This is a genomic window from Aeromonas sp. 603404 (genome assembly GCF_049171775.1).
GTDB classification, from domain to species: domain Bacteria; phylum Pseudomonadota; class Gammaproteobacteria; order Enterobacterales; family Aeromonadaceae; genus Aeromonas; species Aeromonas veronii_A.
In genome coordinates, this window is record NZ_JAAKPE010000001.1 from 502,446 (window position 1) to 525,543 (window position 23,098).

A 23,098-nucleotide genomic window follows, 5' to 3' on the forward strand; every position below is an offset into this window, starting at 1 on the left:
TCGGGTGGCTGGGAGGCCCTATGAAACTTGGTGTGAACCAGATTGCCATGCTCTATTACGCCAGCGGCTTGCTCCTGATGAAGGGGATCTCCCTGCTGATGCTGCCGGTGTTGACCCATCAGCTGCTGCCTCGTGAATACGGCCAGCTGGAGGTGCTGCTGACCCTCATCAATCTGGGTTCCCTTATTTTGGGCTTCGGGCTGGTTGATGCCCTCTACCGCTTTGCCGGACTGGCGAAAGATGAGCAGGAGCGCCAGCAGGTGGTGGCCCGCATGTTTGGTCTGGTCTGGCTGATCGCCCTGGCCAGTCTGGTGCTGCTCTGGCTGCTGGCACCTGTGGTGCAAGCCTGGCTGCCGGTTGAAACCCGCCTTGCGGATGTGCGCTGGGTGCTCTGCGCCCTGCCGTTTGAAGGGGTGATCGGCGTGCCGCTGGCATGGCTGCGGATGCGCAATCAGGCGCAGCTCTTTTTCGTGGCGACCGCAGGCAAGGCGGTGATCCAGTCGGTGCTGACCGGCTGGTGGCTCTGGCTCGGTTGGGGCGTGAGCGGGGTGCTGGCCTCCGGCACCCTGACCTGCGTTGCACTGGCGCTGCTGCTGAGCCTCTGGCAGTGGCGAGATAGCGGGATCCGCTTTGACTGGCAGCACTATCGGCCGCTGCTGCGCTATGGATTGCCCCTGGTGGTGAGCGGGCTGGCAGGTTTTGCCCTGAGCGGACTGGATCGCTGGTTGCTGGCCGATGTGGTGGGGGAGGCGCTGCTTGCCTACTACGCGGTGGCGGGCAAGCTGGCGCTTGCGGTGGGGCTGTTGCTGCAACCCTTTGCTCTCTGGTGGTATCCCCGCCGTTTCATGCTGCTGCGCGAGCCGGATGGACTGCGGCTCAATGCCCACTACAGCGTGATGGGGTCGGTACTGGGGTTTGTTACCGCGGGGATTGTCGGGCTCACTGCTCCCTTGCTTATTCGCTGGCTGACCCCGGAGAGCTATCACGGGGCGATCGCCTACATTCCGCTGCTGGTGCTGGGTATGGCGGTGCGCAATGTTTCGGACTTGCTCAATGTCGGCTGCTTTAGCGGCGAGAAGAGCAATGCCCAGATGGTGATCAATCTGGGCTGCAGCGCCCTTGGGGTCGCAGGCTTTCTGCTCGCCATCCCCCCCTTCGGGGTTGCCGGGGTGATCTGGACCCTGCTGCTGGTCTATCTGGTACGGGCGCTGGCCTTTTATCTGGTGAGCCAGCGGTTGCTGCCGCTGCCGTATCGCCTTTCCACCCTCTGGGCCAGTTCGCTTGGGGCGCTGGCGATGGTCTGGCTCGGCCAATGGTGGGCAGGATCATGGCTCGTCTAACGCCGGCCATCTGGGCAAGCGCCATCTGTCTGGTGCTGGCCCTGCTCTGGTGGCGGCTGCCCCATCCCTTGCTGCTGCCGGTGCTCGGTCTTGCCATTCCCGCCATCTGGTTTGCCCTGCGCTGGCCCTTCTTGATGGTGCTGGGGTTTGTCACCTTCTCCTTCTTTCGGCTGCATGAGGTGTTCCCCCAGCTCTATCCCCTCAAGATCCCGCTGCTCTTCTCGCTGGCCGCCATCGGCGCGCTGGTCTGGCACATTTTGCTGACCGGTCGGATCAAGCCCTACTGGAGTCCAGCCCTGAGCTGGCTGACGGCCTTCTTTGTGATGGTCTCCATCGGTGTGCTGTTTGCCAGCAACCGGGGCGAGGCGATCGCCACCTGGACCGGCAGCTACAGCAAGATCTATCTGATGACCCTGGCCACCGCCTGGTTGGTGCGCACCCCGGGGGATTTTGCGCTGGCGGTGCGTACCTTCGTGGTAGCGGGCTGTCTGGTGGCGCTGGTGGCCCTCTACAACAAGGCGAGCGGGATTGGGCTGGTGGAGGGGACCCGGGTGACCATAGGGCGCGAGCTGGGCTCTGTGCTGGGGGATCCCAACGATCTGGCGCTGGTGCTGCTCTTTCCTGCCGGTTTTTCGCTGAGCTTGCTGCTCAATCATGGCAATGGGGTGGGGGGGCGTTTACTGGGGGGGCTCGGCTTTGCGCTGACTGCGGCCGCCATTATTGCCACTCAGAGCCGCGGTGGTTTGCTTGGCGTGTGTGCGGTCAGCGGCCTGTGTGCCTGGCAGCGGGTGAAGTCGAAAACCCTGTTGATCTCGATGGGGATGGTCGCGCTGGCGGTGCTGTTTGCCGCCGCCGGGATCAGCGACCGGGCATCTGGCGGCGCCGCCGAGAGTGGGGTCGATGCCTCGGCCATGGGGCGGATCTACGCCTGGCAAGCGGCCTGGGGCATGGCGCTGGGCCATCCGCTGGTGGGGGTGGGCTTGTCCAATTTCTATTACAACTACTTCTTCTACAGCCCCCATTGGGATGGACTCAATCATGCGGTGCACTCCACCTGGTTCGGGGTGCTGGCTGAAACCGGCTTTGTCGGGCTGGCGCTGTTTATCGGCATGGTGACGGTGACCCTGCGTAGTTGCTGGCGTTGCCAGCTTGCTGGCATGCCTCCTGCAGTGATCACGGCGATGCAGGGGGTGATGGCCAGCATGGTGGGGTTTGTGATTTCGGGATCCTTCCTGACCCAAGGGTTTACCTGGCCCATCTATCTGGAATTGGCGCTGGCCGTCGCCGCCATCAAGTACGTGCAGCAGGCGGCCACAGAGGTGCAGGCCACCGCTGAGGATCATCAGGAGGCAACCCGGTTGCCGGCAGTGCCACCAAAGGGAGCAAGAGGATGAACGCAACCCCTGTTTTGCTGGTTCACTACGGAGAGGACTGGATCCGCGGCAGCGAACGCTGTCTGCTGGATCTGCTGGCCCACCTCGATCGCAGCCGCTTTACGCCGTTGCTCTGGTGCAATAGCCCGACGCTGGCGGCAGAGGCGGCCACCCTCGGGGTAGAAACCATGGTCGAGCCGTTCAGCCTGCTGCTGGGATGGCAGGCGCCACGTTTTGATCTTGCGGCCCATCGGCGCCTCTCCCGGCGAGCCAGAGAGCTCATCACCGAGCGGCAGATTGAGCTGGTGCATGCCAACAGCGCGGCCCCTTGTCAGTGGCTGGTGGGGGTCTGTCGAGTGTTGCAGGTACCGCTGGTGTGCCACCTCCATGCCCGTTACCAGCCCAGAGACAGATTCAGCCTGCGGGTTCATCAGGCAAGCGTGCTGATCGGGGTGAGCGAGCCGGTGTTGACCGGTTGGCGCCAGGATGGCTGCGCTGCCGATCGGTTGATCCGGGTACCCAACGGGGTGGATGCCGCTCGCCTGAATGGCGGTGCTCACTGGCCGGTCTTCGGCATGCTGGGCTTGCCCCCGGGGGATATGATCATCGCCACCATCGGCTCCCTGATCAAACGCAAGGGGATTGATCTGCTGATCCGCTCGCTGGCTGCCCTGATGGCATCGGGGGAGGAGGCCCAATTGCTGATCATTGGCAGCGGCCCGGAGCGGGAAGCATTGATGGCGTTGGCTGTCGAACTCGGGGTGGCCGAGCGGGTCCACTTTTTGGGCGAGCGGCCGGACAGTGCCGCTATCTTGCGGGGCGGGGTGGATCTGCTGGTCTCCGGAGCCCGTGAGGAGGTGTTTGGTCTGACGTTGGCGGAGGCGGGCATGTTGGGGCTCCCGGTCAGTGCCTACCGAGTGGGCGGCATCCCCGAAGTGGTGGAAGAGGGGGTGACCGGTTTGCTGGCAACCCCGGGGGATTGGGCCGAGATGGCTGATCACTGGCGGCAATTGAGCAATCCGCAGCGCCGATGTGAAATGGGGCGGGCCGCTCAGTTGCGTGCCGCACAGTTGTTCACGGTGGCGCGCTATGTCGACGGGGTCACGGCGGTGTGGGACGCCGCGCTGGCTGGTCGTTGGCACGCCACGGCCCCCACACCCTTCCGACCACTCATGCATTGGGCGGGGCAACGCCTCCTTGCCAGAGGTCGCAATATGCTGGCGAGTGGGATGGCAAGAGTGGCGCAAAAAGTGCAACTGGGGTTTGGCCGCCGCAAGGTGCCAGAGTAAGGGAGCAGCAAGATGAGCATGCAAACTGAGCCGGTGTTCGGAAAGGTCATCGTTGTGGATCCTATCCCGTTTCGCGGTGGCTCCAAGGTTGCGACCGAAGTGCTGCTCGATGAGTTGGCCAAACGGATGCCCGGGCTCACATGCCATGTGTTGACCCAGGATCCCGACTCCTGGTCCCGTTGTCAGCATCATCCTCTTTGGTTGCCCCACATATTGAAGGGGCGGGAGTCCGGCATCGGTTATCTGCTTAAACAGGGGTGGCAGACCCTGCTGATCCTCTGGCTGGTGTTGCGTCTGGGGCAGGTGAAGTGCCTGGTGGCGGCGTCCGGGCCGGGGGTGGATCTCTGCTGTTACTGGGCTGCCCGCTGGTTGCGGTGCCGGGTGGTTCAGCTGATCCATGGCCCTGTGGGGTGCTCGGGGCTCTCTGCCAGAGCCCTGCAGCGGGCGAGTTTTGTCTTTTATCTCGAATCAACCCGCAGCTCCCTGGCGGCATTGCTGGCCAGGCTTGGCGAGACCGAGTTCCCGTCACACTGGCAGCCATTTACCAATGGTTTGAGCGAGATTGATTGGCCCAAAGCGACCCTGGGGGGGCCTCGTATTTTGTGGGCGGCCTCGTTGCTGCGCTGGAAGGGGCTGGAGACCATGCTGGCCGCCCATCAAATGATCCCTGATGCTCGCCCCGAGCTGATGGTGTGCTATCTGCAGCCCAAGGGCACGCTGCAACCCTGTAGCCAGCCTCAGCCACAGCTGCCAGACACGCACTGGTATGCCAACCCCGCCAATCTTGACGAGATCCGAGCTCAATGCGGTATTTTTGTCTCCACCAGTCATCAGGAACCGTTTGGCCTCTCCATTCTGGAGGCTATGGCGGCAGGATTATGTGTAGTGATCCCGGCCGATGGCGCCTGGTGGGACCGACACCTCACCGATGACGTGAATTGCCGCAAATATCAGCCAAACGATCCCGGCGATCTGGCGCGGGTGCTGGCCAGCCTCAATGCGATGCCCGACGTGGTCAAGCGACTTGGCCATCATGCTCGCCTGCATGCCATGGTCCATTACAACGCGGCAGATACCTATCAAAGCACACTGGATCAGTGGGAAGGCATGTTGCGATGGGATGCGTTGAGCCTTGCCGTGCATGGTTAGCGCGCAGTGGTTCCCCACGGGGAGGATGGTGGCGTATGAGGGACTTATGGGCAGACTGGTTGCGGGAGGCTGGGTGACTCCGCCACTCTGATGCAGTTACGGCCGGATGATTTGGCGGTGTAGAGCGCAGCATCAGCCAGTTTTACCAGTTCAGATGGCTGCCAGTGACTCGATGGTCTGAGGCTGGCAACACCCATGCTAACGGTCACCAGACCGGTGGCATTTTGTGCGTGTGGCTGCGCGAGTGCAAAAATCAGCCGCTGGATATGTTGGGCAATTTCATAGGCGGATTGACGCTCGACATGTGGCAACAGGATGACAAACTCCTCTCCGCCGTAGCGGGCCACCAACTCCCCCGAGCGGCGCCCGGATTGCGCCAGGGTATGGGCCAGCAATCGAAGGCACTCGTCACCGGCAACGTGGCCATAGAGGTCGTTGAACTGCTTGAAATGATCGATGTCGAGCATGATGAGCGCAATCGGCATCTCTGTCTGAATACAGCGCTCCCAGGCCTGGTTCAATGAGTTGTCGAACAGACGACGGTTGCCGATATTGGTTAGCCCGTCGGTATTGCTGAGCGCTTCCAGTTTCCGGTTCGCTTCCGCCAGCTCCCTGGTTCTGAGCTCGATAATGAGCTCCAGCTCATGTTGGCGCTCCTCCAGACTGGTCATCGGGTAAATTTCGCTTTCCCGAGCCGCACTGTAAGGGATGGAGATACTGCTGTGAGCAATTTTCCACGCCATGGCTTCGTGTCGAAAAATCAATACCAGTCTGGCGGTTCTGCGGGAGAGGATAGGTTCTGATTTCGGTAGATGGATATGAAAGAAGGCGGTGACCGCCACCACATCCGCGGCCAGATCTTGCAGGGTCACATTGAGTATTTCCAGGCGGATCCTGCCCGGGATCTGGGCAAAATCGCGGCGGGTTATCCGGATCCACTCATCCCTATCGGTAACCAGAACATCACTGCTGCCGGCAAAACCGCTGAAATTGTCGCTAAACCGCGTGGTGAGCCGATCATCCCGTGATGAATACAGCTCGATGTACTCATCAAACAGTGAGCGGATCAACTGTTCCCGTTCAGTGGTCATTGCGCTGGGCCCATGAGAAGTGGTCACGTTTTTCAAACGTTCGATTGAACTATAGTCAATAATGTCATTTCATTTGGCTATCTATCTTGATTTTTATCGTTTTTTTATTCGATTACCGTTATTGGCAAGTGTCCGTAAGGTCAGTCAGAACAAGGCGCCATGGAGAGGATTAGCATGGCTGTCCGGTGCATATCCTCCCCATCTCTATTACGCATCGGGGTGACCACCGGTGACAAGACAGCGGGTCTGCATGCAGATCCCCAGACTGCAGGCATCAGGTAACCCAGAGTGCCTCGCGGCGATCAATGGCTGGCGAGATAGGGGCTGATATCCACCTCGTCAATGAGCTCCGGGCTCATGTAACGCTTGGCATAGCGCAGGTTGACGCCAGAGCGGAGAAAGAGCGCAAACAGCTCGGGGTCGATATGGTGATCCTGTTGCATGAATCCCATGATGCGGATGGCCTCCGAGAGAGATTTGGCTTTCTTGTAGGGGCGATCGCTGGCGGTCAGCGCCTCGAAGATATCGGCGATGGCCATCATCCGGGCAGGGATGCTCATCTCGTCCCGTTTCAGCCGCTTGGGATAACCAGTGCCATCCATCTTCTCATGGTGTCCCCCTGCGATTTCCGGCACCTGTTTCAGGTTGGCGGGGAAGGGGAGTTTTTCGAGCATGATGATGGTCTGGATCATGTGCTCGTTGATCTTGTAGCGCTCCTCATCTGTGAGGGTGCCCCGGCGGATGGCGAGGTTGTAGAGCTCGCCGCGGTTATAGAGGTATTCAGGGGTGTTGACCTGAAATCCCCAAGGATTGTCAGGGGCAAGGCGGTCGCGGTTGCTGCGGGTGAAGAGGTGATCCGGGCGATCGGCCAACAAGGGTTCGGTGACCGGCAGCGGTGGCTCCGCGGCCCGCTGTTTGCGTGCCAGTTCATCCTGAGAGATCCCAATCCGATCGGAGAGCGTGCGCTGCCAGGTGCGGCCCGCGATCTGCTGCAGCCTTGCAATATGCTCTGTGGCCATAAATTCGCCCCCTTCGTTGCAACGGGCGATAAAGGCAAACTCCTCATCCAGCTGTTGCCACTGCTGTTGCAGCGTGGCCTGTAACGTGGCCTCATCACCCCCATGGAGACGTGCCTGCCAGTAGGCAATCTCGGCATCCCGTTTCAGCACTTCAAAGCGCATCCTGACCTCGTGAATGCGATCGCACAGGGTTTCCAGCTTGGTGGCCTTGTCGACCACAAACTCCGGTGTGGTGACTTTGCCGCAATCGTGCAGCCAAGCCGCGATATGTATTGCTTCCCACTGTTTTTCATCGAGCGAGAAGTGTTGGAAGGGGCCCTCCTTGGCCTCACATGCCGCTTCTGCCAGCATCTTGGTCAGTTCGGGGACTCGTTGACAGTGGCCACCGGTATAGGGGCTCTTGGCATCGATGGCCCCTGCGATGAGCTGGATAAAGGCTTCCAGCAGATTGCGCTGCTCCTCCAGCAGTTGCTGGGTGGTGAGTGCCACGGCGGCGGTGGAAGAGAGCGCGTTGACAAATGCCATCCGCTGCGGGGTCAGGGACTTCTTCCGTTCATCGATCAGAAACACCAGGGTGCCGAGCAGTTGGCCATCACGGTTTTTCAGGGCAATCGGCCAGAAGGTCAGCGGCGTGTCGCTCTCCTCAATGTAGGGAAACAGGATCTGCAATTCGCTGGTGACCAATGCAACGGGTTCCAGTTCTACCCCTTGCAAGCTCTGGAACAGTGGATGTTTTGGCTGATTGAGGGTTCCGATACTGTGGATCGGCGTTTGCTCCTGCACCTCGCCATTCCAGCACAACCCTGCCAGATCCAGCGTCTTGTTGCCGCTATCGGAGAGGTAGAGCATGCAGCCTGTTGCACCGGTCAGTTGCTGCATTTCGGTGAGCAGCCGCACCAGCAAGCGGGGGAAACTGGTCTCGCTGGAGAGGGAGGTGGAAAGCTGCAAAAAGCGCTGAATAGTCGATTTCATGTCGCCCATGGCTCGGGAGAGAGCGATGATTTCGGCAATATAGGTGTTGACCCTGACCGGGTCGTTGAAGTCAAAGCTGGCAATTTTCTCCGTCTCTTGCGTCAGGGCATCGAGGGGCCTGGCGGCGGTTCTGGCCAGCTTGATGGCTGCGAACAGGGCAAAGATCAGGAAGATGCCCGACAGAAGGAAGGTCTGATTGCGAATGGTGAAGGCGGTGGCCAGCAACTCATCGACAGGTGCTGCAATCCAGAGGGTTAATTTTGACCCATCGGCTTCCGGTAAAGTGATACGCATTCCTTGCCAATCATTGCCCTCTGATTTAAAGGAAAGACTATCTGCCTTCTGATTCTGACTGGCATTCATCAAGTGTTGGATCATAGGCAGGTCGGCTTCGGTCACTCTTGCAAGTCGATAAGCGCCATGTTCATGAATCACCATCCCACCTTTATGACTTGTCATTAGCTCGCCCTGCTCATTGACGATGGCTAGACGCATATTGGGGGTTATCTTGGCGAATTTGAGCAGGCGCTCGATAGCTCGGAGGTTCAGGCTCATCCCTATGACGCCAGCCCCATTTTGCATTGGTTCGGCAAAACTCAGGTACATCTCCTGAGTATCGTGCGAGATATAGAGAGGGGATTGCACCAGCTGTCCACTCTGCTTGGCCTGAATAAACCATGGATGCTCTATTGGATCAAAAAATTGTCCTGATTCCTCTTGCCGTTCAATGATGGTGAGATTGTCGGCCAGCGCGAAGGTCTCCGTAAGAGTGGTTGCCTCTTGATGCCGGATGCTCTTCACGATCCAGCGGGTATTGGCGGGCGGCGTTAGGTGTTGTACCTCGGTGTCGGCAGGCCAGCGCATGAGCCAGAATAGATCGCCGTTGTTGTAACCGGCATACACCGCGTTGGCAGAAGGTTGTCCTTTGAGCAGGGTTGTCATGTAGGGAAGGCTGGCCATTCGCTCTGACAGGGTCTTGGCTTCGGTCAGGCGCTGTTGGGCGAGCAGATTGACGCTTAAAGCTGAGGTGCTGAACAGCCCTTCTAAAGCCTGAGTGGTGATTTGGCCAATCAGGGTGAATCTGTCTTCCGCCTCTTTCATCAGCATGGTTTTGGTTTGCCGATATTGGTGACCAAGAGTGATCAAGGCAAACACCAGCAATAAACCCAGAAACAGATGGGCAATATGAACATACAAGGGGATAACGCGGCGAATGAGATTCATGTTATCTCCTTAAAAGGATGGGTTTGTTGAGTGGGGTATAAATGAGATAGCCCAACAGGATAATAGGTAGCTTCATGGTGTTCGCCCTTGCTGCTTGCATTAAAGAGACCCCGTTGCGTAAACCACCAGATGACGATAAATGGAAAGGGGTGATAAATCCTTTTTTTATTCCCCCATCGCAGTAGCCAAAAATGATCCACGGCGATGTTACCGCAGAGTTCTGTGATCGTGATTCTTTTCACTCTGGATATGGATTGAAACCCTCTTTTTGCGGGAAGTGCGCCGAGATATTCAGCAGCCTGGTTTCTTCATCCAGCGACACAGTAACGGTGGCGCCATGAGCTTCCAGCATGATTTTGCCATGATAGCCATTGTGACTGTGTGCTTCTTTGTTGTTATTAGATGATGGGAATCTGTCGAACAGAGAGAGGACATTATTGATATCCAGCAAGGTCGAGCTATCAATATTTAAAATAATGCTGTCGGGGTATTTCAGACAGACAATTTCCACGCAGGAGGAGGGTGCCGCATGCTCACAAGCGAGCCGTGTCAATATTTGAAACGCGGAATAACAGAGAAATTCGTCACCTGCGATGAATAGCTCATCATAGAGGTAATTTTTGGGTTTGGTCAGCTTGATATCGAGCTTTTTCTCGGCATAGAGATTTTTGAATTGCACCGAAAGCCGGTTGAAAATATTAAAGAGCTGGACTTTACCCGCTTTCAAAACAAAGGTGCCGGTTTCAATCTGGTAAATCTCGCTGGCCAGCCGGGTCAATGCCAGTGCATCGCCTACAGATTTTCTGGTGATGGATAGCTGGGTTTTTTGGAGCATGTTGAGCGATGAGTCGGCCGCCAGCTCTTCCAGCAGGTGTAGCGCGTTGAGCAGGGGCTCCCGAATTTCATAGCGGATATTGAACTCGAGGCTCTCTTTGAGCGCATTGAGCTCAAGCATCTGATCGAACTCTTTTTGCAGATCTCTTCTGGCATGCACCAGCCGCATCAGATTGGCAATGCGAAAACGCAGCATCTCGATGTCGATCGGCTTGGTGATAAAATCGACGGCCCCCAGTTTCATCGCCCGTTTACGGGAATAGATATCATCCAGTGCCGTCATAAAGACGATGGGGATGTGCTCTGAGTGGGGATGTTCACGCAAAATTCTGGCGACATCGAATCCGTTCAGGTTGGGCATCATGATATCGAGCAGCACCAGATCGGGTGGATTATCCGATTGGCAGGTCCTGATCGCTTTTTCGCCATCCTTGACCAACTTGAGATGAAACTCTTTGCGAAATACCGAGGTGATCAGCATCAAATTATCTGGAACATCGTCAACCACCAGAATGGTTGGACTATCCTGATTGCTGGCGACCAGATCGCTGTTGGAAAAACGGTGCAAACGACCGAATTCAAATTGTGAAAGTGGGGGCTGCGACTGGCTGGTTGCCAACAGCAGCCGAGTGATCCTGGTTTTAAGGGTATCGGGCTTGAGCGGGGTCAAGATAATGTCAGAGACTTTCGCCTGGACAAATTGTTCGATCAATGGGCGATCTGTCCCTGAGGTCAGGGTCAAAAATGGCAGTGTGTGATGAGGTGCCCTACTGCGAATATTTTTCAGCAGCGTGAGCAAGTTTGCCGAATCGAGATCGATATTGCAGATGATCATGGCGGCAGGGCCATCAGCCACGCAACGTTCCAGCGCCTCGACACTCTCCACCACCGTAATCTGGCTTATGCCAATGGCTCGTAACTGATTGCATAGCGCATCGCTGTGCACATTATCTTTTTCCAGTACCAGCGTGGGCCCGGAAATTATTTTTGCTATGTCCATATGGCTATCTGATGTGCCCATCTGTCGCTGTATCCTGCCAGCTCATTTTGAGCATGATAATATAGGGTGCATGACCCTGGTCAACCGATACCTCTGCTACCTTGCGCTGGAAATATAAATCTGCAAGCTGGCTCATCACCCAACGTGATAAAGAGAGCAATCCGATATCATCATACCGTTGGTGCTGACCCATCTTCTGATGGTGTACAACCGCCATTACCCCATATCCACTTTTTTCTTGTATCCGATTTATCCCTTGTGAGTTGCTGGCTCCTGTCGGGTTGTGCGCACATTTCAACCGGGTTGTCATGGCTGCCTGTCGGGGGATCCGTTATGGTGTGAGAAAGGTTGGCAGGGGTCGCCATCCTCCATCTTGGCAGGGAGAATCACGAGATATGGAACATCTTGCCCCGAGCGCGGCTCATCCTATGGTGCTGCTGGTTGATGATAAGAGTGGCTGCCACAATTTGATGAATACGCTGCTCGGTGAGTGCCTTTTATTGCACGTCTTCTCCTGTGAGGCGGTGCTGATGATGGTCAGGCAGAACGATGGAGCATGCTGTCAACCATGAAATCGCGTCTCTGGCACATTACTGCCGTGCTGTTGCTCTCCCTGATGTTGGCCACGCTGGTCGATGCCTTCTATCTGGAGCTGGAGCGGCAGGAGTATCGCCAGTCGCTGGATACCCGCATTCAGCGCGAGGGCGACAATCTGCAGCAACTGACCCTCTCAAGCAAGGGGATGGGGGCGGTGCAACTGGCTGGCCGCCTCAACCGCGAGATCCAGCAATCGTCACTGCTCGAGCGGGGGGAGCTGAGCCCGAGCGAAGCTCTGCAGGTGTTGGCGCAGGGGGTGAAGGCCAATCATGCCTTTGTTACCAATAAAGCAGGGGTGATTGTCCGTGATTGGGATGCGCTTGGCCGCCATGTCGTCGGGCAGGATGTGTCGTTTCGCTCCTACTTCAGGCAAGGGCTCAAGGGGCTGGAAACAGTAGATGCCGGGGTTAGCCTCAATACCGGCAAGCGGATGATCTATGTGGCGGCGCCAGTCTCTCACGATCGGGCGCAAGGAAGCGACATTACTGGGGTGGTGGTGGCGCGTTACGAGATGGCGCTGCTCGATACCTTTCTGGCCGGGTGGGGCGATACCATCGGTTTGCTGGTCTCGCCAGATGGAGTGGTGATGGCCAGCAACAAGAGCGATTGGCAAATGGCGGTGGTGGGACCGAACTCTGCCGCCAGGCAACAGCAGCTCTTTGCCTCTCGCCTATATGGACACTACTTTGCCCCGGATCGCAAACCGGTGATCCTGCCTGCACTCGATGGCAGTGAAGTTCGGATAGGGAAAGATAGCTATCTGGTGAGCCGCATGCCTATCGAGTGGCACGATGCCAAAGGGCAGTGGACGCTGCTGCTGTTGGGCAATGTGGAACAGGCCGTGTCAGGATGGCGGCGAGTTGCCTTGTTCGGCACCGCCCTGTTGATATGTCTGAGCTCGGCCCTGCTCTGGCAGGGGCGGATGTTGCGTCGCCGCAGCATTCGCGAGCGCAACGAGCAGTTTGCCTTCCAGCAGGCGTTGATCGATACCCTGCCACATCCTCTCTTCTATACCGACAATCAGGGGCGCCTGCTGGGGGTGAATCGCGCCTTTACCAGCGCATTTGGTGGCGCCCGGCCGGTCGAAGGCAAGCGGCTGGCGGAGTTGCCGCAACTGGCCGGACTGGATGCGGTGGATGAGGGTAACACCTTGCAAAGGGTGGCGGGCAGTCAGGCCAGAACGCAGCATGAGGTGCGCCTGTTTTCGCCGGATGGCCGTCCTCTGGACATGCTCTATTTTCTCTCGGGGATCGAGCTTGCCGAGAGCGAGCGAAGCGGTGCGGTCGGCAGCTTGGTCGACATCACCCCGATCCGTGCCGCCGAGCAGGCCATGCGGGAGGCTCATGACCGGATAGCGGCAGATCGCCAGCGGCTGCACGAGAGCGAGCAGCGGATCCAGTCCATGGTGCGCAACGTACCGGGTATGGTCTATCGCTGCTTGCCTCATCATCCCTGGACCATGTTGTTCGTCAGCGACGAGGCGGAAAAATTAACCGGCTATCCCGCCAGCGATTTTGTCGATAACAGCCGCGATTTTGGTGACTTGATCCATCCCGATGACCTCGAACTGAGCAACCGCAACACCATCGAGGCCATTGCCGAACACCGGCAATACATCAACGAGTACCGCATCTTCGATCGCTGGGGTCAGCTCCGCTGGGTCTACTCCATCGGACTCGCCACCTATGATGCCGAGGGTAAGGCCATCTATCTGGACGGGATCATCTTCGATTTCAGCGACCGCAAGCAGGCTGAGGCCGCCATGCTAGAAGCTAGGCAGATCGCCGAAGATGCCACCCGAACCAAGAGCGAATTTTTGGCCAACATGAGCCATGAGATCCGCACGCCAATGAATGCCATCATCGGTATGGCCCATCTGGTGCTGCAAACCAACCTCTCCCCCGAGCAGCACAACTATGTGAGCAAGATAGACAGAGCGGCGAACAACCTGCTCGGGATCCTCAACGACATCCTTGACTTTTCCAAGATGGAGGCGGGCAAGTTGCAACTGGAGAAGGTGGATTTCCAGCTCAACGAGGTGTTCGAGTGGCTGGCGGATCTTACGGCGTTTCGGGCGCGGGAAAAGGGGCTGGCGCTGCTGTTCGATCTGGCCGCTGATCTGCCTGACCGTTTGTGCGGCGATCCCCTGCGGCTTGGCCAGATCCTGCTCAACCTGACCAGCAATGCCATCAAGTTCACCGAGCAGGGAGAGGTGATTGTCCGGCTGGCACGCAGTAACGAGCGAGATGGCAAGATCTGGCTGCAGGGCAGTGTGCAGGATAGCGGTATCGGCATGACAGCCGAGCAGTGCCAGCGTCTCTTCCACTCCTTTGAACAGGCTGACAGCTCGACCACCCGCAAATATGGTGGCACCGGTCTTGGTTTGGCCATCACGAACAATCTGGTGCAACTGATGGACGGTGAGATCCGGGTGGAGAGCGCCCCGGGGCAGGGCAGCGAGTTCCACTTCCGTATCTGTCTCGCCACCCTGGCGGATCAGGGTAAGGAGAAAGAGCAACGTGTGGCCATGCCGCTGGCGCCGCAGCGTCTGCTGTTGCTGGAGTCGTGTCCTGCTTCGCGAGCGGCCATTCTCCACCAGCTGGCGGCGCTGCCTGTTGAGCTTGTCTGCGCGGACGAGCCCGCCGCAGTGCTGGCACTGCTGCATCAAGGCATCGCGGCGGGCAAACCCTGTGATCGAGTTGTGCTGGGCTGGCTGGAGGGGGAGAGCTGGTTGTCAGAGGTGCTGCAGGAGGTTGGCACGCTGGCAGCGCCGCCCGCGATCTTGCTGATCACCTCGGGCGATCCCGCACCGCTTGCCAGCTATGTTGCTGCGCTGGGGTTGGCGCCGTGTGATGTGCTGGCCCATCCGTTTACCCCGCAGGCACTGTGTCAGGCATTGTGTAAGGCGAAGGGGGGCGATGCCGTGGGACGAGAGGCGTTATCGGATGCAAGCCCCCATCATCAGGTTGCGCTGCCCGCTCATGGGCTGGCGGGGGCTCGTCTGCTGTTGGTGGATGATAACGACATGAACCGGGAGGTGGCGCTGGCCCTGCTGGGCAAGGAGCAGATCTCCCTGGTCTATGCTTGCGATGGGGCACAGGCGCTCGCCCTGCTGGCGCAAGATCGCGGGTTTGACGGCATCCTGATGGATTGCCAGATGCCGGTGATGGACGGGTACACCGCGACCCGGTTGATCCGCGCCGATCCGACGCTGGCCCGGATCCCCATTATCGCCATGACAGCCAGCACCATGGTCGGGGATAAAGAGAAGGCGCTGGCGGCAGGCATGAATGACCATATCGCCAAACCCTTGAATATGCCGCTGTTGCTGGCGACCCTCTCGCACTGGATCACACCTGCCAGACCTCTGGCTGCCGCCAGCAAGTTGCAGGTGACTGACGATGCGACCCCTTGGCAAGGCGTGCCCGGCCTTGACGCGCAGCGGGGCATGGCCGTGATGGGGGGCGACAGTGTGCTCTACCGCAATATGTTGCAGCGCTTTTGTAACGGGCAGCAGGGGTTTGAAGCCAGTTTCCACTCGGCGTGGGCCTCGGATGACAAGGTCACGGCCCGGCGTCTGGTTCACACTCTCAAGGGCAGTGCCAGCACCATAGGGGCGACCGGTGTGGCGGAGCAGGCGGCGCTGCTCGAGCAAGCCGGTGAAGAGGGGGATGATGCAGGGGTCGCAACCCGCTTGCCATCCCTGATGGCCGAGCTGAAGCCCCTGCTGTCTGGGCTGGAAGCCGCGCTGGCAGTGTCCCCTGTGACGATGGGCGCTTCCCGAGGCATCGATGCCGGGATGCTGGCGGCGCAACTCCAGCAGTTGGGGGCCTTGCTGGCACAGAGCGATGCCCAGGCGTTGGCGCTTTGTCAGCAGATTGAGGCTGATCTGGCTGGCAGTGCATTGCCGCTGCGTGCTGCATTTCAAGAGGTGAGTCGGGCGGTCAACGAGTTCGAGTTCGATAAGGCGCTGCAGTTGCTGGTACCACTGCTTGGGTGATGGTTAACACCCTTATCGCTTGTCATGTTCATCGTCATCCCAACTCATTTTTTAGGGTTGCCATTGAACAAGAACAATTATCATCTATATCGATAGAGATGGATATTTACGCTCTGGTTAATTACGCAGGGTGACGTGAAGGTAAATAGTGTGAATACGTGCAGTAACATCTGTAACCGGATGAGCGAATGTATCGCGAGTTAAATATGATCACTATGTTGAAGGCAGCCTTCCACCTTGCCTTTTCTCTTACCATTAATTTGAATGCAGATTCACGATGATGCGTAAACATATCCGTGAGTGCGATATTTTACTCACCAGCATCCAAGACAATAAAGAGTGGGGGGGAGCGTATTGATATGCATACCTCTGCGGCACCTTTTCATTAAGCGGTGTTAAACGGCAGGGAGGCCAAGCAGGGTTGTACTGCGTGGGCTAGCAGGAGCAATCATCGCCCTTCAGCGCAGGCAAGATGCAAGCAGATATCAAGCGACAGCAGGTAAATCGTGCCGTGCAGGCCGTGCTTGCTACCGGTGGTAGCTGGCCGTGAGACAGTTCTGGTATGGGGAGGCAAGTCAGGAGGTTGTCCCGTGGAGACTGTATGGAATATGCAATGAGATGAGTAAAGATATATTCAATGGATCATTTATTGGTGGGCATCAGTATTGTTAAATGAGCGGTATAGCCAAGATTTCAATCATGTTAATTTGGCTCACAGAGAAAGAGAGGATATGCGGTGATTAATTATTTACTATCCAATTAAGTTCATAAAATTTACGGGGCTGCTAAATATCTCTTTGGGGGTAATTAATTTCATTTGTGATGTGGCTCGCTATGAAAATAGGGGGGAGTCGGTCGAAATTGATAGAGATCAATACTGCAGGGTGGGTGAGTCCTTAGCATTTCCGCTATTAAGCATTTATCAAACAAGTGCTCACTACGGGAATAAGTAGAATGGTCGAGGATAATTTTTTATCGGCTCATGGGATTAATCGCCGTGATTTTATGAAATTGTGTGCCGGGATGGCCGCAACCCTGGGATTAAGTCAGCATGCCGTCGCCAAGATGGCCACTGCGCTCACCAGCCCCGAACGGCCGCCGGTGATCTGGATTGGGGCGCAGGAGTGCACCGGTTGTACCGAATCGCTGCTGCGCGCCACCCACCCCACCATCGAGAACCTGATCCTCAACACCATTTCGCTGGAGTACCACGAGGTACTCTCGGCGGCCTTTGGTCATCAGGCGGAAGAGAACAAGCACAACGCCATCAAGCGCTATAAAGGCAAGTATGTGCTGGTAGTGGATGGCTCCATTCCGCTCAAAGATGGTGGTGTCTACTGCATGGTGGCCGGTGAGCCTATCGTCGACCATATTCGCCGTGCCGCCAGTGATGCCGCTGCCGTCATCGCCATCGGCTCCTGCGCCGCCTGGGGCGGTGTGCCAGCCAGCGGCGGCAACCCGACCGGTGCCGTCAGTCTGGAAGAGGCGCTCGGCAATATCGGCACCCCGATCATCAATATCCCGGGATGCCCGCCCAATCCCCACAACTTCCTCACCACGGTTGCCTACTACATCACCTACGGCAAGCTGCCGGCGCTGGATAGCAAGAAGCGTCCGCTGTTTGCCTATGAGCGGCTGATCCACGAGAACTGCGAGCGCCGTCCGCACTTCGATGCAGGGCGTTTTGCCAAGGAGTTTGGCGATGAGGGCCACCGGCAGGGCTGGTGTCTCTACCACCTGGGCTGCAAAGGGCCGGAGACCTACGGCAACTGCTCGACCCTGGAGTTCTGCGATGTGGGCGGCGGCATCTGGCCGGTCGGCATCGGTCACCCCTGTTATGGCTGTAACGAGCAGGGGGTCGGTTTTAGCAAGGGGATCTTCCAGCTCGCCAAGGTAGAGAATCCGACTCCGAGGGTGGATAAACCCGATGTGAAGATCCAGGAGGGGGGCTATACCTCGCCCACCGCGACTGGCCTGATCGGTGGCGCCCTCGGGGTGCTGGTGGGGGTGAGTCTGATGACGGTGCGTGAACTCGGTCGCCAGCAGAAACGCCACGAAGCCGGGCAGCACCCATCACGGGAGGAGTAGCCGTGAACAGACGAAACTTCCTCAAATTTGCCTCCGTCGGTGCGCTGGCGGCGGGCACAGCCGTACCCGGCACCGCACTGGCGGCGGCCAAGAACAAGCCGCCCATTCCCGGCGCGCTCGGTATGTTGTATGACTCTACCCTTTGCGTCGGCTGTCAGGCCTGTGTGGCGGAGTGTCAGCGCCTCAACGGCAACCCGACCAACCCAGCCGGGGCGCAAACCTGGTCCAACAACGACAAGCTGACCCCTTACACCAACAACATCATTCAGGTGTGGAAGAGCGGCACTGGCGAGCACAAGGATCAGCTGGTGGATGGCTACGCCTACATCAAGAAGCAGTGCATGCACTGTGTCGATCCCAACTGCGTCTCTGTCTGTCCGGTGCAGGCTCTTAAAAAAGATCCCAAGACCGGCATTGTTCACTACGACCCGAGCGTCTGCACCGGCTGTCGCTACTGCATGGTGGGTTGCCCGTTCGATGTGCCCAAATATGACTATGACAACCCGCTGGGGGCGATCCACAAGTGCGAGCTCTGCAACCAGAAAGGGCTTGAGCGGATCGATCAGGGGAAATTGCCCGGGTGTGTCGAGGTGTGCCCCACCGGCGCCGTCATCTTCGGCACCCGCGAGGAGCTGATGGCCGAGGCCAAGCGTCGCCTGCTGGCGACCCCGGGCAGCGCATATGCCTATCCGCGCCAGACCCTCTCTCCCAACGACCCTTACCTGCACGAGGTACCCCACTACCAGCCTTACGTCTATGGCGAGAAGGAGGGGGGCGGCACCCAGGTGCTGGTGCTGGCCGGGGTGCCCTATACCAAGCTCGATATGCCCGATCTGCCGGAGCTCTCCTCCGGTGCCCGCTCCGAGCATATCCAGCACACCCTCTACAAGGGGATGGTGCTGCCCATGGTGGTGCTGACCGGCCTTTCGGTGCTCATTCGCCGCAACACCAAGAATGGTCACGAACACCATCATGACGATGGCCATGATCAGGGGAGTGCGCAGATCAAGGATCAGGGCACCACAAAGGGAGGCAAGGATCATGAGTAATCACAAGGCGTATCCCCTCGGTGGCAAGCTGGTCAGCTGGCCTGTACTGGTGCTGGCCCCCTTTGCCGTGCTGTGCGGCATGTTGATTTTAAAACGCCTCGTCTTCGGGCTGGGCTCGGTCACCGATCTGAATGGCGGCTACCCCTGGGGGCTCTGGATCTCGTTTGATCTCTTGATCGGTACCGGTTTCGCCTGTGGCGGCTGGGCGCTGGCCTGGGCTGTCTATGTGTTCAACCGGGGCGAGTATCACCCGCTGGTGCGACCGGCCCTGTTGGCGAGCCTGTTTGGCTACTCGCTGGGCGGCCTCTCCATCACCATTGACGTCGGCCGTTACTGGAACCTGCCGTACTTCTACCTGCCCGGTCACTTCAACACCTCCTCGGTGCTGTTCGAAACTGCGGTCTGCATGACCATCTATATCGGGGTGATGGCGCTGGAGTTCGCTCCCGTGCTGCTGGAGAAGTTCGGCTGGAAGGCGTCACTTATTCGCCTCAACAAGATCATGTTCTTCGTGCTGGCGCTGGGGGCGTTGCTGCCCACCATGCACCAGTCCTCGATGGGCTCATTGATGATAGTGGCAGGGGAGAAGATCCATCCGCTCTGGCAAAGCTACGAGCTGCTGCCGGTCTTTTCGCTGCTGACCGCATTTATCATGGGCTTCTCCATTGTGGTGTTTGAAGGATCCCTGGTGCAGGCCGGATTGGCGGGGCGGGGCCCCAACGAGAAGTCGCTCTTCTACAAGCTGACCCAGGTGATCGATATCTTCCTGATCCTGTTTGTGGCGCTGCGTTTTGCCGAGATCGTCATCCACGACAAGTCGGCCTACCTCTCCGAGTTCAATCGCTACTCCATCATGTTCTGGAGCGAGATTGCGCTGATGATCTTCCCGTTGCTGGTGTTCCACTGGGACAAGAGCCGCCGGGATTCGCGCATGTTGTTCCTGGGGGCCCTCAGCATGCTGCTGGGCGCCGCCCTCTGGCGGCTGGATTACTCCCTGCTCGCCTTCAACCCCGGCAATGGCTACCACTACTTCCCCTCTGCGGAGGAGGTGCTGATCTCCCTGGGCTTTGTTGCCATCGAGGTGTGTGCCTATTTGCTGTTGATCCGGCTCTTGCCGGTACTGCCATCACTTGAACGTGTTCACCAAGATTATCAGGCCCGAGGGAAAGCCAACGTATGAGCCAACGTATGAGCCAACGTATCACCATAGACCCCATCACCCGCATTGAGGGGCACCTGCGTATCGACTGCGAAATCGAAGGCGGTAAAGTGACCAAAGCCTGGTCGTCCGGCACCATGTGGCGCGGCATGGAGGAGATCGTCAAGGGCAACGACCCGCGCGATGCCTGGATGATAGTGCAGCGCATCTGCGGGGTATGTACCTCCATTCACGCCATCGCCTCGGTGCGGGCGGTGGAGAACGCCATTGGCGCCAAGGTGCCGGTCAACGCCCAGTACATCCGCAACCTCATCATCGCGGCCCACAACATCCACGATCACATCGTCCACTTCTACCAGCTCTCCGCGCTGGACTGGGTGGACATCACCGCGGCCCTTGAGGCCAATCCGCAAAAAGCGGCGGACATGCTCAAGGGGGTATCAACCTGGTCCCTCAACAGTGCCGATGAACTGACCAAGGTGCAGGACAAGATCCGCGCGCTGGTGGCGAGCGGCCAGCTCGGCATCTTTGCCAACGGTTACTGGGGTCACAAGGAGATGAAGCTGAGCCCGGAGGTAAACCTCATCGCCGTGGCCCACTACCTGCAGGCGCTGGAGTGCCAGCGCGATGCCAACCGCATTGTCGCCATCCTCGGTGGCAAGAGCCCGCACATCCAGAATCTGGCGGTGGGCGGCGTGGCCAACCCCATCAATCTGGATGCACCTAGCGTGCTCAACCTGGAGCGGCTGCTCTATGTGAAGAGCTTTATCGACCGGCTCGGCGAGTTTATCGAGCAGGTCTACAAGGTGGATGCCGCCATCATCGCCGCACACTACCCCGAGTGGCTGAACCTGGGGCAGGGTGCCAAGCACTACCTGAGCGTGCCGGAGCTGCCCACCGATGCCAACGGCGGCAGCTTCCTGATGCCGGGCGGCTATATCGAGAATGGCAATCTGGCGGGTTATCGCCCCATCGAGAGCCATCAGGATGGCTGGCTGATGGATGGCATCGCCGAGAGCAACAAGCACGCCTGGTACAAGGATGACGAGCCCCTCAAGCCGTGGGAGGGCAAGACCGAGCCCGACTACACCGGCTGGCAGGATGACGGCAAATACTCCTGGGTCAAGTCCCCCACCTTCTACGGCAAGGTGGTGGAGGTGGGGCCCCTCGCCGATTTGCTGGTGAAGCTCGCCGCCAAACACCCGGAGACGGTGGCGCACTTCGATCAGCTGAACGGCCTCTACAAAACGCTCACCGGTTCTGCCATCAAGACTGAACAGCTGCACTCGACCCTGGGCCGCATCATCGGCCGCGCGGTGCGCTGCTGTGTGCTCAAAGACACCCTGTCTCATCAGTGGAAGGCGCTGGTGGACAACATCGGCAAGGGGGACACCACCGCCTATATCAAGGCGGAGATCCCGGCGGACAAGGAGTTTCGCGGAGTGGGCTTTGAAGAGGCTCCGCGCGGCATGCTCTCCCACTGGATCGTCATCAAGGGGGGCAAGATCGAGAACTATCAGGCGGTGGTGCCATCGACCTGGAACTCGGGCCCGCGCAACTTCAATGACGAGCCCGGCCCCTACGAGCAGGCGCTGGTGGGCACCCCGGTGGCCGATCCGGCCAAACCGCTGGAGGTGGTGCGCACCATCCACTCGTTCGACCCCTGCATGTCCTGCGCGGTCCACGTGGTGGATACCCAGAATGGCGAAACGACTCAGGTGAAGGTGTTGTGATGAATACCCTGATCCTGGGCGTAGGCAACCTGCTCTTGAGCGACGAAGCCGTCGGTGTGCGCATCGTCGAGGCGCTGGGGCGTGAATACCGTTTCGCCCCCGGCATCGAGCTGCTCGATGGCGGTACCGCCGGCATGGAGTTGCTCGAAGCGATGGCCAGTCGCGATCACATCATTCTGGTGGATGCGGTGCGCAGCGGTAATCCGCCGGGCACCGTCGTGACCCTGAAGGATGAGGAGATCCCGACCCTGTTTGGTCGCAAGATATCCCCGCACCAGCTGGGGCTGGCGGACGTGCTCTCGGCGCTGCACATGACGGGGGAGTCGCCCAAGCGGCTCACCCTGATCGGGGTCGAGCCTGAATCCCTCGAACCCCGCATCGGCCTCACTCCTGTGGTGGCTGCTGCCATGGGGGAGGCGACGGATCGGATTTTGACTCTGCTGGCCGCCGTTGGCGCACCCGCCATCCCGCTCTCTGAGCAGGAGAAAGCTGAACAAGCACGGGAGGGTCTATGGCGCAGTCCCATTTAAGCGAGGCTGAGAGAGTGCTGGAGATAGTACCGGAGACGGCGCAGGAGTTTGCCGGTTTTGCTAGCGATCCCGCGCCTCTGCTGGTAGCCCAGTACGAGCGGATCGCTCGCGAAGAGATGCAGGCGTTGCCTTTCTATCACCCGGACATGCCTATAGTGGCGGAGTGCACGTTGTTTGAAGGTCAGTGGCTCGGCTGCGTGCTCACCCCCTGGATGTTGAGCGTGGTGGTGTTGCCGGGGCCGGATCAGCTTTGGCCGGTTCGCAGCAGCATCGATCGGCTCGCCCTGCAGCTCCCCTGCGGCAACATGACCTTTATGGTGGGGGAATTGCCCGAGACGGGACAGCTGCTGGCTTGCTCCCTGATGTCGCCGCTCGATCCCCATCTCGGTGCCGGGGAGGGGCGGGCGCTGGTGAGCAGCACCCTCAAGATGCTGCTCTCCTTGCCGGTGCAGCAAGGGGCTGGCGGCGTGGATCTGGGTCGCAGACGGCTATTCGGTGCCCGGCGCGGTTAACCGGCATAGTCGCTAGGTTTCACGCGAAATCAAGTTTAGAATAGGGGGCCATTTTGGCCCCTCACTCCCATGTTCAGACACGCATTTCGCCTCTTTTTTGAGTGATGATCCGTGAGTGGTACAAAACAAGAAGGATCCC

At 58.6% G+C, this 23,098-nt stretch carries 14 protein-coding genes; 11 read left to right on the top strand and 3 right to left on the bottom strand.

What is annotated here, in order from left to right:
* Positions 1-20: 20 nt before the first annotated feature.
* From G5306_RS02225 to G5306_RS02240, 4 genes are read left to right on the top strand one after another with little or no spacing between them, the layout of a single operon-like run.
* A complete protein-coding gene (locus G5306_RS02225) occupies positions 21-1,340 on the top strand; it encodes a lipopolysaccharide biosynthesis protein (protein WP_421312257.1) in 1,320 nt (439 codons plus the stop codon).
* Positions 1,328-2,734 carry an O-antigen ligase family protein gene (locus G5306_RS02230; protein ID WP_421312259.1) on the top strand — a complete coding sequence of 469 codons (1,407 nt, stop codon included), beginning with the start codon at positions 1,328-1,330 and terminating at the stop codon, positions 2,732-2,734. Before G5306_RS02225 ends, G5306_RS02230 begins: the two co-directional genes overlap by 13 nt.
* The gene (locus tag G5306_RS02235) at positions 2,731-4,002 is read left to right on the top strand and encodes a glycosyltransferase family 4 protein (RefSeq protein ID WP_421312261.1); all 1,272 of its coding nucleotides are present in this window, start codon (positions 2,731-2,733) and stop codon (positions 4,000-4,002) included. Before G5306_RS02230 ends, G5306_RS02235 begins: the two co-directional genes overlap by 4 nt.
* Positions 4,003-4,014: 12 nt before the next feature.
* A complete protein-coding gene (locus G5306_RS02240) occupies positions 4,015-5,151 on the top strand; it encodes a glycosyltransferase family 4 protein (protein WP_421312263.1) in 1,137 nt (378 codons plus the stop codon).
* A gap of 44 nt (positions 5,152-5,195) precedes the next feature.
* Here G5306_RS02240 and G5306_RS02245 read toward each other — a convergent pair whose 3' ends face one another.
* The 3 genes from G5306_RS02245 to G5306_RS02255 all read right to left on the bottom strand — a co-directional run bounded on the left by G5306_RS02245 (position 5,196) and on the right by G5306_RS02255 (position 11,312).
* On the bottom strand, positions 5,196-6,221 hold the full coding sequence (locus G5306_RS02245) for a GGDEF domain-containing protein (RefSeq protein WP_421312264.1): 1,026 nt from the start codon (positions 6,219-6,221) through the stop codon (positions 5,196-5,198).
* A gap of 323 nt (positions 6,222-6,544) precedes the next feature.
* Positions 6,545-9,457: an HD domain-containing phosphohydrolase gene (locus G5306_RS02250; protein WP_421312265.1), complete on the bottom strand. Its 2,913-nt coding sequence runs from the start codon at positions 9,455-9,457 to the stop codon at positions 6,545-6,547.
* A gap of 238 nt (positions 9,458-9,695) precedes the next feature.
* Positions 9,696-11,312: a response regulator gene (locus G5306_RS02255; protein WP_421273083.1), complete on the bottom strand. Its 1,617-nt coding sequence runs from the start codon at positions 11,310-11,312 to the stop codon at positions 9,696-9,698.
* A gap of 535 nt (positions 11,313-11,847) precedes the next feature.
* Here G5306_RS02255 and G5306_RS02260 point away from each other — a divergent pair.
* The 7 genes from G5306_RS02260 (at position 11,848) to hybE (ending at position 22,959) form a co-directional block, all read left to right on the top strand.
* Positions 11,848-15,888, top strand: a complete 4,041-nt coding sequence (locus G5306_RS02260; RefSeq protein ID WP_421312266.1) for an ATP-binding protein — start codon at positions 11,848-11,850, stop codon at positions 15,886-15,888.
* Positions 15,889-16,842: 954 nt separating this feature from the next.
* On the top strand, positions 16,843-17,976 hold the full coding sequence (hybO, locus tag G5306_RS02265; RefSeq protein WP_047435203.1) for a hydrogenase 2 small subunit: 1,134 nt from the start codon (positions 16,843-16,845) through the stop codon (positions 17,974-17,976).
* A gap of 2 nt (positions 17,977-17,978) precedes the next feature.
* Entirely contained in the window at positions 17,979-19,025 is a 1,047-nt protein-coding gene (hybA, locus tag G5306_RS02270) for a hydrogenase 2 operon protein HybA (RefSeq protein ID WP_421312267.1), read from the top strand.
* Positions 19,018-20,205: a Ni/Fe-hydrogenase cytochrome b subunit gene (gene hybB, locus G5306_RS02275; protein ID WP_421208417.1), complete on the top strand. Its 1,188-nt coding sequence runs from the start codon at positions 19,018-19,020 to the stop codon at positions 20,203-20,205. Before hybA ends, hybB begins: the two co-directional genes overlap by 8 nt.
* An 8-nt stretch (positions 20,206-20,213) precedes the next feature.
* On the top strand, positions 20,214-21,917 hold the full coding sequence (hybC, locus tag G5306_RS02280) for a hydrogenase 2 large subunit (protein WP_421254872.1): 1,704 nt from the start codon (positions 20,214-20,216) through the stop codon (positions 21,915-21,917).
* Positions 21,917-22,447, top strand: coding sequence for a HyaD/HybD family hydrogenase maturation endopeptidase (locus G5306_RS02285; protein WP_407958744.1), 531 nt, complete (start codon positions 21,917-21,919; stop codon positions 22,445-22,447). The genes hybC and G5306_RS02285 overlap by 1 nt, the downstream gene beginning before the upstream one ends.
* Positions 22,429-22,959 carry a hydrogenase-2 assembly chaperone gene (gene hybE, locus G5306_RS02290; protein WP_421208419.1) on the top strand — a complete coding sequence of 177 codons (531 nt, stop codon included), beginning with the start codon at positions 22,429-22,431 and terminating at the stop codon, positions 22,957-22,959. The genes G5306_RS02285 and hybE overlap by 19 nt, the downstream gene beginning before the upstream one ends.
* Positions 22,960-23,098 lie beyond the last annotated feature (139 nt).